Origin of the sequence: Rapidithrix thailandica (assembly GCF_039710355.1) — a bacterium.
Classification (GTDB): domain Bacteria; phylum Bacteroidota; class Bacteroidia; order Cytophagales; family Flammeovirgaceae; genus Rapidithrix; species Rapidithrix thailandica.
Genome location: NZ_JBDKWZ010000003.1, coordinates 23,451 through 39,424, shown reverse-complemented (window position 1 = coordinate 39,424; position 15,974 = coordinate 23,451). Strand labels below are relative to the sequence as shown.

13 protein-coding genes are annotated in these 15,974 nt (G+C 41.4%); 6 read left to right on the top strand and 7 right to left on the bottom strand.

The genetic code is table 11. The features are described 5' to 3' along the window. The first annotated feature begins 30 nt into the window (after positions 1–30). Positions 31–627 (top strand): hypothetical protein, encoded by a 597-nt coding sequence (locus AAG747_RS05895; RefSeq protein WP_346820216.1) that lies wholly within the window; start codon positions 31–33, stop codon positions 625–627. A gap of 48 nt (positions 628–675) precedes the next feature. Here AAG747_RS05895 and AAG747_RS05890 read toward each other — a convergent pair whose 3' ends face one another. From AAG747_RS05890 to AAG747_RS05880, 3 genes are all read right to left on the bottom strand, one after another. Continuing rightward, complete coding sequence (locus AAG747_RS05890) at positions 676–1,575, bottom strand: hypothetical protein (RefSeq protein WP_346820215.1); 900 nt, start codon at positions 1,573–1,575, stop codon at positions 676–678. A 172-nt stretch (positions 1,576–1,747) separates the two neighbouring features. Then, entirely contained in the window at positions 1,748–3,433 is a 1,686-nt protein-coding gene (locus AAG747_RS05885) for a GAF domain-containing protein (RefSeq protein WP_346820214.1), read from the bottom strand. Between the two features lie 135 nt (positions 3,434–3,568). After that, the gene (locus AAG747_RS05880) at positions 3,569–4,204 is read right to left on the bottom strand and encodes a DUF6436 domain-containing protein (RefSeq protein ID WP_346820213.1); all 636 of its coding nucleotides are present in this window, start codon (positions 4,202–4,204) and stop codon (positions 3,569–3,571) included. 223 nt (positions 4,205–4,427) lie between these two features. On the opposite strand from AAG747_RS05880, the gene AAG747_RS05875 reads away from it, so the two are divergent. The 3 genes from AAG747_RS05875 (at position 4,428) to AAG747_RS05865 (ending at position 8,072) form a co-directional block, all read left to right on the top strand. Next, a complete protein-coding gene (locus tag AAG747_RS05875) occupies positions 4,428–5,912 on the top strand; it encodes a S10 family peptidase (RefSeq protein WP_346820212.1) in 1,485 nt (494 codons plus the stop codon). Positions 5,913–6,121: 209 nt separating this feature from the next. After that, a complete protein-coding gene (locus tag AAG747_RS05870) occupies positions 6,122–6,595 on the top strand; it encodes a MarR family winged helix-turn-helix transcriptional regulator (protein WP_346820211.1) in 474 nt (157 codons plus the stop codon). A gap of 244 nt (positions 6,596–6,839) precedes the next feature. Next, the gene (locus AAG747_RS05865; RefSeq protein ID WP_346820210.1) at positions 6,840–8,072 is read left to right on the top strand and encodes a Bcr/CflA family multidrug efflux MFS transporter; all 1,233 of its coding nucleotides are present in this window, start codon (positions 6,840–6,842) and stop codon (positions 8,070–8,072) included. Between the two features lie 84 nt (positions 8,073–8,156). Here AAG747_RS05865 and AAG747_RS05860 read toward each other — a convergent pair whose 3' ends face one another. Further along, the gene (locus AAG747_RS05860) at positions 8,157–8,636 is read right to left on the bottom strand and encodes a protein-disulfide reductase DsbD domain-containing protein (protein ID WP_346820209.1); all 480 of its coding nucleotides are present in this window, start codon (positions 8,634–8,636) and stop codon (positions 8,157–8,159) included. 264 nt (positions 8,637–8,900) lie between these two features. Between AAG747_RS05860 and AAG747_RS05855 the strand changes: the two genes are divergently transcribed. After that, a complete protein-coding gene (locus tag AAG747_RS05855; protein WP_346820208.1) occupies positions 8,901–10,454 on the top strand; it encodes a GNAT family N-acetyltransferase in 1,554 nt (517 codons plus the stop codon). A 183-nt stretch (positions 10,455–10,637) separates the two neighbouring features. Continuing rightward, on the top strand, positions 10,638–11,879 hold the full coding sequence (locus AAG747_RS05850; RefSeq protein WP_346820207.1) for a DEAD/DEAH box helicase: 1,242 nt from the start codon (positions 10,638–10,640) through the stop codon (positions 11,877–11,879). 442 nt (positions 11,880–12,321) lie between these two features. Here AAG747_RS05850 and AAG747_RS05845 read toward each other — a convergent pair whose 3' ends face one another. From AAG747_RS05845 to AAG747_RS05835, 3 genes are all read right to left on the bottom strand, one after another. Beyond that, a complete protein-coding gene (locus AAG747_RS05845) occupies positions 12,322–12,522 on the bottom strand; it encodes a hypothetical protein (RefSeq protein WP_346820206.1) in 201 nt (66 codons plus the stop codon). Between the two features lie 271 nt (positions 12,523–12,793). Then, positions 12,794–13,966 (bottom strand): porin, encoded by a 1,173-nt coding sequence (locus tag AAG747_RS05840; RefSeq protein WP_346820205.1) that lies wholly within the window; start codon positions 13,964–13,966, stop codon positions 12,794–12,796. A 524-nt stretch (positions 13,967–14,490) separates the two neighbouring features. Beyond that, positions 14,491–15,969, bottom strand: coding sequence for a c-type cytochrome domain-containing protein (locus AAG747_RS05835; RefSeq protein ID WP_346820204.1), 1,479 nt, complete (start codon positions 15,967–15,969; stop codon positions 14,491–14,493). Positions 15,970–15,974: the final 5 nt, after the last annotated feature.

Below are 15,974 nucleotides of genomic sequence, written 5' to 3'. Positions count from 1 at the left end.
TAACTAACTATTTCTCTTGTGAAAATATTCATGCCACTATTTTTACTCGTTTGTTTTTGGGGATTTTTTGCAGAAGAAGTGAAATCGCATTTGGGTATCAATGACCCGTATCAGGCGGAAGCTCAGTATTATTATGCTTCTTGGATCAGCCAACCACAAGGAGAAAAATTTAGCAAATGGATGCCCCACCCTTGGTTGTTTCCCACTGGAGTGTGCTTGATGATTGCCTTTGTCGCTTTTAATTTCCAAAGAAAAAGTACTGGCGAAGCTCAAAAAAATCAGCAACTCCAACAAGCCGTATTTGAGAAAAATCAACAGCTAATCCTTGAAAAAAATAAATTGCAGAAGCATTTGTCAAAGTTGAAAGACAAAAACAAGAAGCTTAAGGCTCAACTTCAAATACAGGAAAACCAACTGTGTGTACAACGGAATCAATTGCAAGAGTATTCCCATCACAATGCTCATAAAATGAGAGGGCCCATCGCCCGGATCTTAGGCGTTGTAAATTTATACCAACATGAGAGCGAGGCTTCTAATATTGAAGATTATATGCGATATATTGAATGTTCGGCAAAAGAATTGGACCGGACAGTCCGTGAAATCAATGCAAGTTTGATGGTCTGTTGATGATTCTGTCAGGATGAGTAGAATAAAGGGATCAATAATCAGGAGGGTTTACTTGAAACGGGGAGTGAATAGGGTAGAAATACGAATGGATGTATAATTGTAATCTTCGAGACCCAGTTGGCCTCTGACTTGAAAATTAAACATGGACTTTAGTTGAGTGCGAAGGGTGAGCCGGTACACCATCGGTTGATCTCCGTTACCAATATAGCCATAGTAACCTGCCAGTATACTTTCCAGCTCCAGAAATTTATGACCACTTTTAAAACCAATTCCATATACAACCGCATCGTCTTGCAGGTAGTCATTCCGGTTGGTTTGCCAGGCATAGAATCCTACTTTGACAATTGGTACCAGGTATTTTATACCCCAGTACTTGTTTTTAATTTTTTTACTGAAGGTCACATCAAAGAAATACCCCGGTGTATCGGTAAAGCGAGCTGCTTTCAAATTGGAGCCAGAGGCTGTTTTGATGCCAATGGATAACAGAAGGTTGGGCCAGTATTTATGGTTTTTGAGTAATTGCACATAGGTAGTGACATAAATATCTCCTTGACTGTAGCCTCTTCCGTCAAAATCCCGGGAGCGCCTCTTATCACGAGTGAGGGTATCCATGCGGTAATATTCTACGGGGATTACGAAGAACTCCAGGCCCACTTTGTCAGAAGCGATGGGTAAGTAGACATTGGTGTATACATTCCGGGTATTGTCCCCTTTACTGAAATGCCCCTCTACTCCGGTTTCTATTTGGAAATGGGGGTGTAGCGTATCCGTAAAAACTTTGGGTACCGGCAATGCATTGGGACCCATATAGCCAGGTGAGAGGACCATATACTTTGTCCAATGAGTAATACCGTCCCAACGGTGTTTTTGGTTCCACCATCCATAGCCTTGAGCAAACGCAAAAGAAGAGAAAAGTACACAGAATAAGAAAGTACAAGAAGCCTTCATAGGCAACTAGGGAAATACCGGAGAACAGATGTTAGTGTATACTTGTAGAGTAGGTCAAGTATTCATACAACTTCGGCGAAACATTGTTAAGTTCATCTGTTATCACAATGAGTATTAATATTTCTTAACCTGAAACCCTTTGCTTATTCCCCTCTAAACCGGTCATGTTGTATTATCCCGCTGTCAGGATGGCTGCATTTTGAGTTCCCAACATAATGATCTTTGCTACGGAACCGTCTTTATTCAATACTTTTCTGAAATTTGCCTCGATACAAACCGTATTTCCTCGTTTGCACTGCAAGGTAACTTGTCTTTGGAAATATGTTTGTTTGGGCTCTCCCTCAATATCTTTGGAAAAGTTAGGATACGCTTGTAGGTCATGCGTATCAATGGACAACGCTTTTGCCAGATGTTCATTCATCTGTTGAACTTCTCCCTCAGGATTGATTTCGGCCATTAACCAGCCGCTTTTCTCAATCAATTCCATGTAGATTTCATTGGCTTCTGCTTTGCGATGCATTTCTTCTTGTGTGGCGGTCAACTCTTCCATACTTTGACGCAGTTCTTCTTCCTGTGCCCTCATTTGTTCGGTTTGATCCTGGGCTTGCTCCAAGAGCTTTTGAGTAAACTCAGTGTTTTTGACTGTCAATAAAGAAGTGGCAATCGCTTCTGCGGTCTTCTTGATGAACTCAATAGCTGTTTGATTCAGCACTTTGAAAGAGGCCATTTCCAATACGCCAACTACTTTTTCATTACTCATTAAGGGCATAATGAGGATGCATCCCGGGGTGGCATGTCCTAAGCCGGAAGTGATATGGGTATATCCGTTGGGCACATCGGTCATATAAATCATGTCTTTTTCCAAGTAAGCTTGCCCCAATAGACCTTCTCCGATTTCCACCCGTTTTTGTAAGTATTTTTTCCGTTCGTACGCATAGCAGGCTTTCATTGCCAAGTGATCATGTTCCAGTTGAAACAAACCTACTTGGTTGAGCTCCATGTATTTCGCTAAAAACTGTACGATATGGTTGTACAACTTCTCAGGGTTGTGCATGTCTGATCGCAGGATATCACCTACTTGAGCAATGCCCTGGTTAATGAATTTTTCTTGTTGTTCTTTTTCCGCAGCCTTTACCAAACCGTCCCGCATAGTCAATAAAGCTTGTCCTAATTCATCGTCAACAGCATTGAGTGTGTAGTGTGTGTCCAATTGTCCGTTACTGATTTTTTCAGCAAAAGCTACGTTTTGTTTTACCAAAGCCAGTTGGTGCTCCAACTTTTGTTGATGAATACCTGCCTGTAAGGTTTTTCGTCCGAGGTCGTAAGACCAATACGCACAAATGGCAATAATCAGAGTTGCTAATAATGCATGAAATACAAATGTCTGAAGATCCATGTATTGTAACTGGGTAAAATACACTTCCTCCACACCGGAATATTGTAAATATGCAAAGCCTGCATGATGCGCGATAATGAGGAATGCCAGAGGAATATGCAATTTCCAGTTCTGGTAGACAATCAGTAGTGTACAGCCCACAAATGCCCAAAAGTGCATTTCGAACAGTCCGTGCATTTGATAAATGAACTGTGCCATAAAGACTACATACAAGGCACTGGCCACATATTGATAGTATTGTGTGTCAGGCAGGAGTTTGTACGTTGCATAAAATGCTAACAAACCCAGTGAACCGACTCCCAAGGCAATTAACCAGGTATCGTAAATAGGGGCAATGGCCAATCCGAATACAAAGTACCCCAATAAAGTGTAGCTTGTTATACGATCGGCTTTTTTCCAGATATTTTTGAAAATTTTAGTTTTCTGGTCTCCAGGGAAAGTTGTTTGAATCATTTGGTCCATAAATTACCAAGGTTGAAAGTGTTGATTTTTTTAGGTTTTCAGTTTCTTTACCAGCGGTCTGCCATCTTGGTAAATCCACTGGTTTGCCAGGCAAATTACTTGTGCAGCACAATTGTTTTGAGAAATGAAAATTTTTTAGTTAAGTAGTAATTCTGATAAACCGGATAAGGTATTCTCATCAAAATATTGGCAACCGTAGGCAGTAGTGGCTAGTTGCGAAAAGTCTGGTAAGGGCTTTTGAGCAATGACCGATTGCAAAGCTAGCTCAGCATAATTGGACCCTATTTGGGTACAATATCTTGATTTATTGTAGTTTCCGCGATAGTAAAGGTGTTGGTTTTGATCGATGATTACGGCTTGAGGAGTGGAATATACGCCACATGTTTCGGCCAAACTTCCGTTTTCTTTATCTTCTATCAGCTCTACGTTTGCTCCAAAGTAATCTTTTGCCAGTGTTAAATCCGCTCCAAACGGGATCACTACTTTGAAGAGTACATCGTTTCGGTACTGATCGATCAAATAGTTGACATGTTTGGTATTGAAGCGGGAACAAGGACACTCCGGATTGAAGAAGTGCAGAAAGACGGCTTTCTTTTCCGGGTTCCGAATTGCACTTTGCAGATCAAGCACGCTACTTACGGGTACTTCCCGATAGTCTTGAGGAATAGGGGTTGGCCGGGAATATTGTATTTCTTGCACCCAAAACAAATAACAAATACCACTTGCGGCAAAAATCAGAATTGTTCCTGCAAGAATTAACCGTTTAGTCATTGTTGATGTATTTAAGGTAACTGAAGGATTATTGGTTAAGTGCAAATATATATTTGAAAAATTAAATGCGTTGAACTTCGATCATCATCAATGTTAATGCTTGTTAACTGTATTGTGTAGGACTAGTAATTTGTAAAAGGCAAGGATATCAACTATCTATGTAGTTGATTCACCCGCCAGGGAAATGATTATTACTTCAATGCAAATAACCACTCATCTGACAATGAAAAAATACTTCTTATTCCTCATCAGTATATGCTTAGCACTTCCATTAGCAGCACAAAACCTGTCTCTTAATTTAGATTCTACCGTAGTCACTACGAATGAAATTACCATAAAAGGAAACCGGGTACCTTACAAAGCTACTACCGGAACCCAACCTGTGTGGGACAAGGAGGGCAAACCTGTGGCTGGCTTATTTTATACCTATTATGAAAGAACGGATATAAAAGACCGGAGCTCCCGGCCATTATTGATCTCGTTTAACGGAGGTCCCGGTTCCGCTTCAGTTTGGATGCATATTGCCTATACCGGACCACAACTCTTGGAAATTGATGACGAAGGCTATCCTATTCAGCCTTATGGCATCAAAGACAATCCCTATTCAGTATTGGATGTCGCCGATATTGTATTTGTAAATCCGGTGAATACAGGTTATTCGCGGGTAGCCAAAGGAATCGAGAAGAAAGATGCTCAAAAGATGTTTTTTGGCATTCATGCCGATATCGACTATCTGGCCTCATGGATCAATACCTTTGTGACCCGTAATAACCGCTGGCGTTCGCCTAAGTACCTGATTGGAGAAAGCTATGGAACTACCCGGGTATCAGGATTAGCCATGGAGTTACAGCGCTCACATTGGATGTATTTGAACGGAGTGATTCTGGTTTCCCCAACGGGGTTGGGAATTGAACGGAAAGGACCTGTGGCATCTGCCAATTTGCTGCCGTATTATGCCGCCACGGCTTGGTATCATAAAGCGCTGGCCCCCGAACTTCAACAGAAAGATTTGACCGATTTATTGCCCGAAGTAGAAGAGTTTACCATCCACAAATTACTGCCGGCTATGGCCAAAGGAGGGGCTTTGTCGACAGATGAGAAAAAAGCGATTGCGAAACAAATGGCACACTATTCCGGAATTTCCGAAAAAGCAATAGTGCAGCATAACCTGATGATTTCGACTTCTTTCTTTTGGAAAGAACTTCTGCGTGAAGAAGGCTATACTGTCGGTAGATTGGACTCCCGTTACAAAGGAATCGACCATAAAGCTGCCGGGCAGCGTCCGGATTATAATGCCGAATTGACTTCCTGGTTACATTCCTTTACTCCGGCTATCAATTATTATTTACGTGAGAAATTAAATTACAAGACTGATTTAAAATACAACATGTTTGGCCCGGTACATCCATGGGACCGCTCCAACGATCATACCGGAGAAAACCTCCGCCAGGCCATGGCCCAAAATCCTAATTTGTACCTTTTGGTGCAGTCGGGATATTACGATGGGGCTTGTGATTACTTTAATGCCAAATACAATATGTGGCATATGGACCAAAGCGGTCGCCTGCAAGAACGTATGGATTGGAAAGGGTATCGAAGCGGGCATATGATGTATTTGCGCAAAGAAGATTTGATCCGGGCCAATGAAGATGTACGGATGTTTATCCAACACTCATTGCCGAAGAAAGGCCAACCGGCAAAGTATTAATTCAAAGATCTGTGAACGGGGAGAAATTGGGAAATATTTTCTTGAAATTTCCCCCGGTTCATTGCCAAAAAGAGTAATTCCTTTCATCTCCCGCTGTTCCTCCCATCGTCAACCTTATGTCGTTAAACTGTTAAATATCCTGGTAAAGCTTGCAAAATTTTGGATAAATAGTAATCTTTGCATATAGTTACATTTGAAACTATTCTGATTTGAACGAGAATAAAGATATCGTATACGGTGGACTGTTAGCCCGTATATCAGAAGCGTATTTAGGGGAAATGACCCGGCAACTTTCCGTACATGGCTTAGAGCGGTTTCATGTACCTCTATTAACCGTTTGTGAAAATTGTGGGAAGCTTACCCAAAAAGAGTTGGGAAAACGGCTACGGAAAGACAAAGTATCCGTATTGCGAATCGTAGACTACCTAAGTGAAAGAGGGCTGGTGGAAAGAAAGCAAAATCCGGATGACAGGAGAGAGCAATACTTGGTATCTACAGCAAAAGGAAAAGCGCTAATTCCTCCTATCAGGGAGGCCATCCGGCAAACCAACGACTTGTTTTTAAAAGATTTTTCGGAAGAGGAAGTGCAGGTGTTTCATAAAATGGTTTTGAAAATGATGGATTTGAGTGCGAGTCTTCCGAAGTCAAAATACAGGTTCAGAATAGAAAAAAAAGAAGATTAGGTAAACGGTTTTGGTATACCTATAAGCCCGTCTTAAAGAGCCGATATCCAGTGAAAGCTCCTTTGAGAGGGGTATTTTTATCGGATGCTCCTCATTAATATTTTCTTAAAAACTGGGAGTAGCTAACATTTGAAAACCATTTGTTCAACATTTCGATTATCCGTTTCAAGGCGGGCATGGTAGCGCATGTCCTAGGAAAGGGTATTTGAAAATTTGAAAACTAAATTAAATACTAAATTTTTGTATGAGTAAAACACTTAACCCGAATACATCAGCAAAAGAAAAATTCATATCGGCCGGTTGGCTGGTAGCGCTGATAGGCGCATTGACAGCTCTTTCGCCTTTGGCAATTGATACTTACTTGCCCGCTATCGGTGCCATTGCCGAGGAAATGAATACTTCTCACGGAAATGTAGAGGCAACCTTGGCGCTGTATATGATCGGCTTTGCTGTGGGACAGTTTTTTGGCGGTGCATTCTCCGATTTGAAAGGAAGAAAACCGGTGGGTTTTGCCGGCCTGTTATTGTTTACTTTGGCCAGCTTATGGATTAGTGTGGGGGGATCTATCTATCAACTGTGGACGGCCCGTTTTATCCAAGCCATTGGAGGAGGGTTTACCACCGTTGTCGGATTGGCCATTATCCGGGATTTGTTTGACGGAGTGGAAATAGCCCGGAAACTGACTGCCATCTCCATGGTACGGATGTTGGCTCCGTTGATCGCTCCGATGTTCGGAACATTATTGCTTAGGTTTTTTGGCTGGCGTTCTATTTTTATCTTTTTCACGATCTATGCCGCGTTGATGTTTCTGGTTTTTAGTTTACGGATCAAAGAAACCAAGGCAAAATCAAAAGAACCGGAACAGTGGAAATCCACCTTGGAAAATTATGGAAAGGTGATACGGAATAAACAAGCCATTGCATTTATGCTGATGGGGGGCTTGGGTTTTGCCGGAATGTTTGCCTTTATTTCGGGTGCCTCGTCATTATTTATCGGCTACTATGGGGTTACCACCGCGGAGTTTCCGTTTTATTTCAGCACCAATGTGCTTATGCTCATGATCTTGAGTGCCTTGAATGTACGCCTGGTCAAACAACAGTCGCCCGAACGCTTGTTAAAATACGGATTGCGGTTACAATTTTTGGCAGGTGGGGTATTCCTATTGGCCAGTTTGCTGCAACCTTCTTTGATGTTGGTATTCCCTGCCATTGCACTTTTTGTGGGAGCACAAGGGTTGATTTATGGTAATGCTTCCGGTATCGTGATGAATTACTTTCCAACCATGGGAGGAACTGCCAATGCCACCATGGGGATTGTACAATTTATTTTAGGCGGAATTACCAGCTTTGTATTGAGTCGATTGCAAGGAGGAGAAAGCTTGCTGCCTCTGGCAGCGATTATGTTGAGTTGTACCTTCTTGGCCAACCTATTGTACTTTGGCTTGAGCAGAAGAAAACCCGCAATCAGTCATCCTTAAAAGAAAATTCTAAGCGTATTTTACATACTTTCAAAAGCAAAGACACCCACCGGTTTGGTGGGTGTCTTTTTATATTTTGGGTTTTTACAAAAAATCCGAAAAATTAAATTCTTGAGAAAAGTTGAGGCATTTGCCATCCTCATCGCTACATACCTGAAAGTTAAAGGTACCACTGATCTGAGGCTTGGAGTGCTTCACTTTGATTTTTTGCCGGAACTCTGCGGTTTTGGTGAAATAGCTGATCTCACCTTCCCAGAGCGGGTCGTATTTTTTTCGGGGTTTGATGGGTTGAATATCTCCGATTAGCTCGTAGCTTTTGTGGGTGTTAAAGGCAAAACTGGTTATCTTAGGACCTAAATCAGGATCAAAATCCGTAGAGTACAGGTACCAGGGTGCCTGAATTTTTACTTTGAAAATTAATTCTATCTCTTCCCCGGATTGATACTTGGTTTTTGAAAGTTCATAAGACCATTGGGTGGGTGGTTTGCTTTGGGCTTTCACAGGATTGCACAATCCGCAAGTCACCACATAGAACAAAAACCAGGAGAGTATCGTCTTCATCATCTAAGTATTGTCTTCAATAGTCAGGTAAAATAGGCCTGAAATATACAAAATTCTGATAGAAGGTTTATCATGAAGTATGGGGGATATTTGACTCACCCCATTCTTTGTTTACTTGTAAAAGTTGAAAAACCGTGCCGTTTATGGATACACCTTGTGCTAAATTGATAATCAAACAGGTGTTTTTCTGACAACTCCCTTAGCCTCTTGCTATTGGTACATATTTTTTTAGCTTAACTTTGATAGAAATCAGAGTTACCAACAACCATGAGAGAAATTCATAAAATCACCCTGCGGAATTTACAATTGAGCGACTATTGGGAATTAAAGCATTCTATGATGGAAGCCTATGGGGATATTGAAGAGGCTTATTGGAAGGAACATCATATTGATAAACTATTGGATATCTTTCCCGAAGGGCAGATTGCCATTCTGGCGGATGATAAAATTGTAGGCAGTGCTCTTTCCATCATTGTAGATTACGATAAGTTTGGCGACCGGCATACATACAAACAAATTACGGATAATTATAATTTTGGAACCCATGATCCTAAGGGCGATGTGTTGTACGGAATCGATGTGTTTGTACATCCGGAATACCGGGGGCTGCGCCTGGGGAGAAGGCTGTACGATGCCCGGAAAGAAATTTGCGAAAACCTGAACCTCAAATCCATCATTATTGGGGGGCGTCTGCCTAACTATCATAAAGTGGCGGAGGATTTGACACCCAAGGAATACATTCAAAAAGTAAAGACCAAAGAACTTTATGATCCGGTATTGTCCTTTCAACTGGCCAACGATTTTTATATTAAAAGAATTCTGAAAGGATATTTGAAAGGCGACCACGAATCGTTGGAATATGCGGCTTTGATGGAGTGGCCGAATATTTATTACGAAGAGCATGAACCCCTGATCAATGCCCCTAAGCCGGTGGTCAGATTAGGATTGGTGCAATGGCAAATGCGGCATTTCAAAGATTTGGAAGAGCTATATGAACAAATGGAGTTTTTTGTAGATGCCGTTTCGGATTATGGTAGCGATTTCATGTTGTTCCCGGAGTTGTTCAATGCTCCCTTAATGGCCTCTTACAATCACCTCACCGAAGCCGAAGCCATGCGGAAACTGGCCGAATTTACCGAACCCTTGAGCAAAAAACTGTTGGAATTTGCCGTTTCTTACAATGTAAATATCATCTCGGGAAGCATGCCTTTGTGGAAAGAAAACGAAGGCCTGTACAATGTAGGGTTTTTGTGTAGAAGAGATGGCACCATGGAGGTCTATGAGAAAATCCATATTACACCCAATGAAATCTTTTACTGGGGGATGATTGGGGGGGATGAAATTAAAGTGTTTGATACGGACGCGGGTAAAATAGGAGTGGCCATTTGTTACGATGTGGAATTTCCTGAGATGACCCGGATCATGGCCGAACAAGGCTTACAAATTTTGTTTGTTCCATTCCTCACCGATACACAAAACGGCTACACGCGTGTGCGACATTGTGCAAAAGCCCGTGCCATCGAAAACGAATGTTATGTGGCCATTGCCGGATGTGTGGGCAACTTGCCTAAGGTCAATAATATGGACATTCAGTTTGCGCAATCGGCAGTGTTTACCCCGGCTGATTTTGCCTTTCCTACCAATGGCGTGAAAGCGGAAGCCACACCTAATACCGAAATGACTCTGATTGTGGATATTGATTTGGACCTGCTAAAAGAATTACACTCTAAGGGAAGTGTCACCAACTTAAAAGACCGTAGAAAGGATTTGTATGAGTTGAAGTTAAAGGCAAAAAAAGGAAAAAACGAAACGAAGGTTTAAGCCCTTTTACAGACGATTAGACGCATAAATAAGGAAGATATAACACTATTCTTTTATGACTTATTGAAAATAATGACGTTTCAAAGAATCCCTTTTGATCAGAAACGTGTAACTTATGAGCTTTCTGTGCACATAGGGTTTTTGTGACAGAAAGAATTAGTATTCATCAAAATCACTTACAATTTGACATTTGAAGATTTTAACTTAGATCCGGATTTGTTGGAAGGCTTGTTTTATATGGGGTTTAATCAACCGACTCCGATACAAGAACAAGCAATACCTTTGATCATGAGCCATAAGGATTTGGTGGCTTGCGCGCAGACGGGTACCGGAAAGACCGCTGCTTTTATCTTGCCTTTGTTGCATAAAATTATAAATTCTCCCAAAAGACATTTGAATACCTTGGTGTTGGTGCCTACCCGAGAACTGGTGATGCAGATCGATCAACAACTGGAAGGCTTCAGTTATTATGCTCCGGTAAGTGTGATGCCTGTGTATGGCGGAGGGGATGGCGCTACTTGGGAGCAACAGAAAAAAGCTTTGAAGGAAGGAGTGGATATGATCATCGCAACACCGGGACGTTTGCTTGCTCAAATGGCTTCTCAAGATATTAATTTACAAGAAGTAGAGCATTTGGTGTTGGATGAGGCCGATCGCATGTTGGATATGGGCTTTTATAATGATATCATGAGCATTATCAACCGCCTGCCCAAAAAAAGGCAAACGCTCCTGTTTTCAGCAACTATGCCTCCGAAAATCCGAAGCTTGACCAATAAGATTTTAAACCAACCGGAGGAGGTCAATGTGGCGATTTCCAAACCTGCCGAAGGGGTGCAACAACAGGCTTATATGGTTTACGATGATCAGAAAGAAAACCTGATCAAACAAATTTTAAAAAGCGATGATTATCAGTCGGTATTGATCTTTGCCTCCACTAAAAAAATTGTGAATAACCTGAGTCGGGCCTTAAAACGGATGAATCTGATGGTTGAGGGCTTTCACTCTGACCTGGAACAGCCGGAAAGGGAAGAGTTGATGCGGAAGTTTAAAAACCGGATGCTGCGGGTGTTGATCGGTACGGATATTCTTTCCAGAGGAATTGATGTGGAAGGCATTAGCTTGGTGATCAATTACGATTCTCCCGGTGATCCAGAAGATTACATTCATCGTATTGGCCGGACAGCAAGAGCGGATACGGAAGGGGTGGCCATTACCCTAATAAATGAAAAAGACCAACGCAAGTTTTATCAAATCGAAAATATGATGGGAAAAGAAGTTCCCAAACTTGCATTGCCGGAAGGTTTGGGAAAAGGCCCGGAATACAATCCGGTGCGTAAAAATTCCAGCAAAGGAAAGCGAAAGCCTTGGAACAAGAAAAAAAAGTTTCATAAACGAAGTAATTTCAAAAAGGATGAAAACAAGTAAGAACATGTTGAATATTCCTTGCTGGTTTGCCACCTTTGATGGTAAAAAAATCTCCGCTTAGGGTTCTCAAAATGCTGTGCTGAGGTTTCTGAAATGGGAGTTTTTAGCCCAAAGGAAGAAATTTAAACAAGTTCTGAATACAGGGCTTTTTAAGTAAAGAAAAGCCGTACCATTTACACCGGAGCTCCAATGAAACTATTCTTTGTGACCATGTAAATAGAGAAAGTTCAAAACTAATTGAGCTTAGATCCGTATTGACATAATATTGTTGATAACTGTTTTAACAGTGTTACTTTAATAAACTCGACTAACCCAAAAACGGTCATGCATTGCATGACCGTTTTTGTTTTGAACCTGTTTAATAATATCAAAAGAAAGGGAGAGCAAAAAATGCCCACCCTTCTTGTAGTTCTGGAAACAATTAATGAACTATTTTTACTTTTCAACTTTCTGCTGCTTGGAAGTCGGCTTGATAGTTGTTGCTAAGTTGTAGTAGCAACGGTTTGCTTACTGCCTTTTCCGTTCCTTTGAAATTGCGAAGGGGCTTTTTGAGTTTTTCCAGACTTGGATTGAAGTTATTATACGCTTTTTGACCCTGGTGGAGAGCGAAATCCAACCTATAGATTTGTGCTTCATTGTACATCGCATGATCAATTGGAAAATCACTTAACCGGATTTTGACTTAATGTTCAGACTTCGGTTCATTGTTATTTGCTTTAAAACAAGTAAAAAAAGTGCTTGCCAGACGTAATTTGTCTGTTTGTGAAGTCTGGGGTGATGGTAATGAGTATCCTTACCTTGATCAACTATGAAATTTGATCAAGCAAAAGAAGTTTTACTTTTTCATGAGGGTAAAGGCCCTTCAATTTTCCACAGACAATTATACCATTGAAATCGGAAAGCAATCAACTTTATTAGAAAGCAAATTCAAGTTGGCATTTTACTTCCATAAAGTCATCGCCTTCAGCGTATTGTAACAAAGAGATATCCGATTGTAATTTAAGATTGTATCCGAAAAAGAATTTGCCTAGGCCTAAAGTGTATTTTTCATAATCTTGTTCAAACGTTTCACTATCCGGGCGGATATGAGTAAACCTTCCGGAAATGGCAAAGTGGTTTTTAAACAAGTAACTGCCCTGCCAGTTGAAGGCACTTCCTGTGGTAAATGCAGTAACAAACTCACCGTTTTCATCCCAGATAGCCGGCGTATTGGGAGTGTTTTTTTGCGCCCAGGTTACTGAGGTGGAAAAGCCTTGGTATTTCATCAGCATATCAACAAACCAGGTAGTAAGATCGCGTTGTTCCTCCAGAAAATCACCGGATTGTCCCTTGCTGCGGGAGGCTTGTTCATTGAAGTCGTAGGTAGCTCCGATAAGTAATTTAGGCGTGATTTCTCGGGCAAAGTCCGGTTCATAGGTATGGCCTTTGTCTTCAAACTGGCCTAAAGGATAAAATTCGGCCCTGGCTGTGTAGTTATACCCTCCCTGATTGTCAAAATAGACGTTGCGGCCTTCTCCCATAGACAAGGCAGTTGCCAAGTGCATAAAGTCACTGTTGTAGTGCAGTTGAATACCCATGTCCCGGTCTATACGGAAGAGATTGTTAAGTTCGCTTCGGCCGGCAAATTCCAGTTTTTGAGAAGAAATATTATTCTCCCGGTTGCCGGGTAACTTCTGTTGCCCTACCCGGATGCTCCAGTTTTTATGGAATTGCCATTGTAAATAAGCATCTGCGATAGGTCCGGGTATATAGTCCGGTCTGAGAGGGTCTTCTGCTACGAAATTACTACTGGCCAGTGCAAACTGAATTTTATAAGTTAAGGAAGGGTGATATACAAAACCTCCGAACTTGAGGCGGAACCTCCGAATAGACATTCCACTTTGCCACTTTCCACCATCCAATGAACCACTCCCTTCGTACATGGTTTGCAATCGCATGCCTAACTTTAAGCTAAAAGTAGAATCTTTCCCTAACAAGGTAATTCCTTTCCCTACTTTGTCTTTCCAGTTGTCTTGAGCTTGTAGTGTAAGATGGGCCGTTAAAAATCCAATAAATAAAGCGAAAGTATAGAACCTCTTCTTCATCATTAACCTGTATCCGTAAGTAGTTCAGATCTTATAATCTGTTAATAAAATTTTTGCAAAGTTAATATTAAATTAACGATTAAGTAATACTGTGTGAGTATAAATACCTAAGGTGAACAAAAGCAGCGTATGTACATAAATGTGGGAAGGTACATTTGTTTGGGAAAGTAACTACCAGATCTATAGTAATGTTAAAATGTATATGTCATTTTTTTCTTTCTTCTAAAGCGTAGTTGAATTTCCTCATTACTTTTGAGAAGAAATGTCTTTTCATTACTTGAATGACTAATCTTTTACTACTTAAGTTACCGTAAAATAAGTTGTGTTGAAGAAGTGAAGAAGGAGAGGGGCTTACAGTTAAAGAGTGATTTTCTACTTGACTTTAACAAAGTTCGTATCATAGAGAATAAGAGTACCATTCAATGCATTTTTGTGTAAAATTCATTGTGCATATTGTTATGATGTATTGATTAAAAATAGGCAATTGAGAAAAAAGGAGGGGAGAGTTACTCACCCCACCCTGCTTTTCAGGATTCTTTTTGAGGTGAATTTTTGATAGTATGATGTGTGAATCCCGTATCTACTTTTAATTCTGACTTCGCAGATTTAAGGCGTTGGATCCCCTGTGGACTGACTTTACTTTGCCAGAGAAAAACATGTTGCAGTGTTGGGATAGCTTGTAAATGGCTTAAAACGTTGTCTGTGACAGAAGTACCGTAAAGGTTTAAATATTCCAACCAGGCTAACTCCTCTACAAACTTCATTTGATCATCCCTTATGGAGGAATTATCCAAACGCAATCGAACTAAATGCTTGAGTGTGGCAAGGTTTTGTATTTCCAATGATTTTTCAAATTGAGTACCGGAAAGGTTTAACCATACCACTTGGGAGGCTACTTTTTCTAAAGCCTTCAACTGAGCATTTCCAAAAGGCTGTACTTTTTGTTGATAAGTCACTTCCACAAAGGGGCTTTCCTGAGCGATAGGAAATACCCGGAAACCGGCTTCTTCCAGTTGCGATAGGTGTTTGGGGTTGGCTGGTTGGATATCTGTCATCGCAAAGACGGCACTTTGGCTGGGGCCTGAAGGATGGGCGTATTCATTGAGAATATCGTATATTTCCTTAGGGGCTTGCAGTTGAGCTACCGTTTGGTCGAAACTGGCTTTGTTGGCAATCCACCATTCGATCAGTTGGATTTCGGTTTTTTCCAAAGGCGTTTTTCCGGAAGGAGGCATGACATCGTCATGCTCTTCGGGCAGGGTAATCCGGTGAAACAATTCGCTTTTTTCAACATTTCCAGCCAAAAGAACATTCCCTGTTTCCCCTCCTTTCAAAATCCACTCTTTGGCATCCAGGCGAAGCTCCCCTTTCATTTTGTTAGAACCGTGACAACTCACACATTTGTTGGTGAGTATGGGTTGAATCACGTCCGTATACAATACAGCCTCATCCACATTTTCCAATACAATTTCTCTCTTGACTGTTTCTATAGGAATACCAGCTATCTTTTTTAAGGAGGTAGGCATATACCGGGTCAGGTAATCATTGCCATGGGTGAGGTTACCGCCCAGGTGCCCTGTTACAAACAGGCAGAGAATGGATGACGTAAAAAGCCAGAAAGAAGCGCGTGTTTTGCTTCGCTTTTTGAGAATGTAGGCCAAAATGGCGAAAACGCCTACTGAAATTCCCAGCCATTGGTGCCAAAAAAGCGTATCGGTAGCGTAGCCTCCTCCGGTAGAAAGAAAAAAACCGACCAGGGCGGACAACAAAGCGAAGATCCCGCCCCATAACAGTGCAAAAGGAACGGCACCTTTCATGCTTTGGAATTGTGGCTTTTTACTAAGCAATTCCATACAATAGGCCAAAAGCAATATACCAATGGGAAGATGCACCAATAGAGGGTGAAACCTGCCAAAAAACAGCAGTAGTTGATTGGACTCTTCCGACTGTGCCCATGCCGGACTGGCTAGCAATAAGAAAAAGAGTGTGTAGCGTATTTTTTTCATTGTTC

Bases quoted from the DNA above. Each gene is read 5' to 3' on its own strand.
- AAG747_RS05835 (WP_346820204.1), bottom strand. From the start codon at position 15,969: ATGAAAAAAATACGCTACACACTCTTTTTCTTATTGCTAGCCAGTCCG.
- AAG747_RS05890 (WP_346820215.1), bottom strand. From the start codon at position 1,575: ATGAAGGCTTCTTGTACTTTCTTATTCTGTGTACTTTTCTCTTCTTTT.
- AAG747_RS05860 (WP_346820209.1), bottom strand. From the start codon at position 8,636: ATGATGAAGACGATACTCTCCTGGTTTTTGTTCTATGTGGTGACTTGC.
- AAG747_RS05875 (WP_346820212.1), top strand. From the start codon at position 4,428: ATGAAAAAATACTTCTTATTCCTCATCAGTATATGCTTAGCACTTCCA.
- AAG747_RS05840 (WP_346820205.1), bottom strand. From the start codon at position 13,966: ATGATGAAGAAGAGGTTCTATACTTTCGCTTTATTTATTGGATTTTTA.
- AAG747_RS05865 (WP_346820210.1), top strand. From the start codon at position 6,840: ATGAGTAAAACACTTAACCCGAATACATCAGCAAAAGAAAAATTCATA.
- AAG747_RS05855 (WP_346820208.1), top strand. From the start codon at position 8,901: ATGAGAGAAATTCATAAAATCACCCTGCGGAATTTACAATTGAGCGAC.
- AAG747_RS05845 (WP_346820206.1), bottom strand. From the start codon at position 12,522: ATGTACAATGAAGCACAAATCTATAGGTTGGATTTCGCTCTCCACCAG.
- AAG747_RS05880 (WP_346820213.1), bottom strand. From the start codon at position 4,204: ATGACTAAACGGTTAATTCTTGCAGGAACAATTCTGATTTTTGCCGCA.
- AAG747_RS05885 (WP_346820214.1), bottom strand. From the start codon at position 3,433: ATGGACCAAATGATTCAAACAACTTTCCCTGGAGACCAGAAAACTAAA.
- AAG747_RS05895 (WP_346820216.1), top strand. From the start codon at position 31: ATGCCACTATTTTTACTCGTTTGTTTTTGGGGATTTTTTGCAGAAGAA.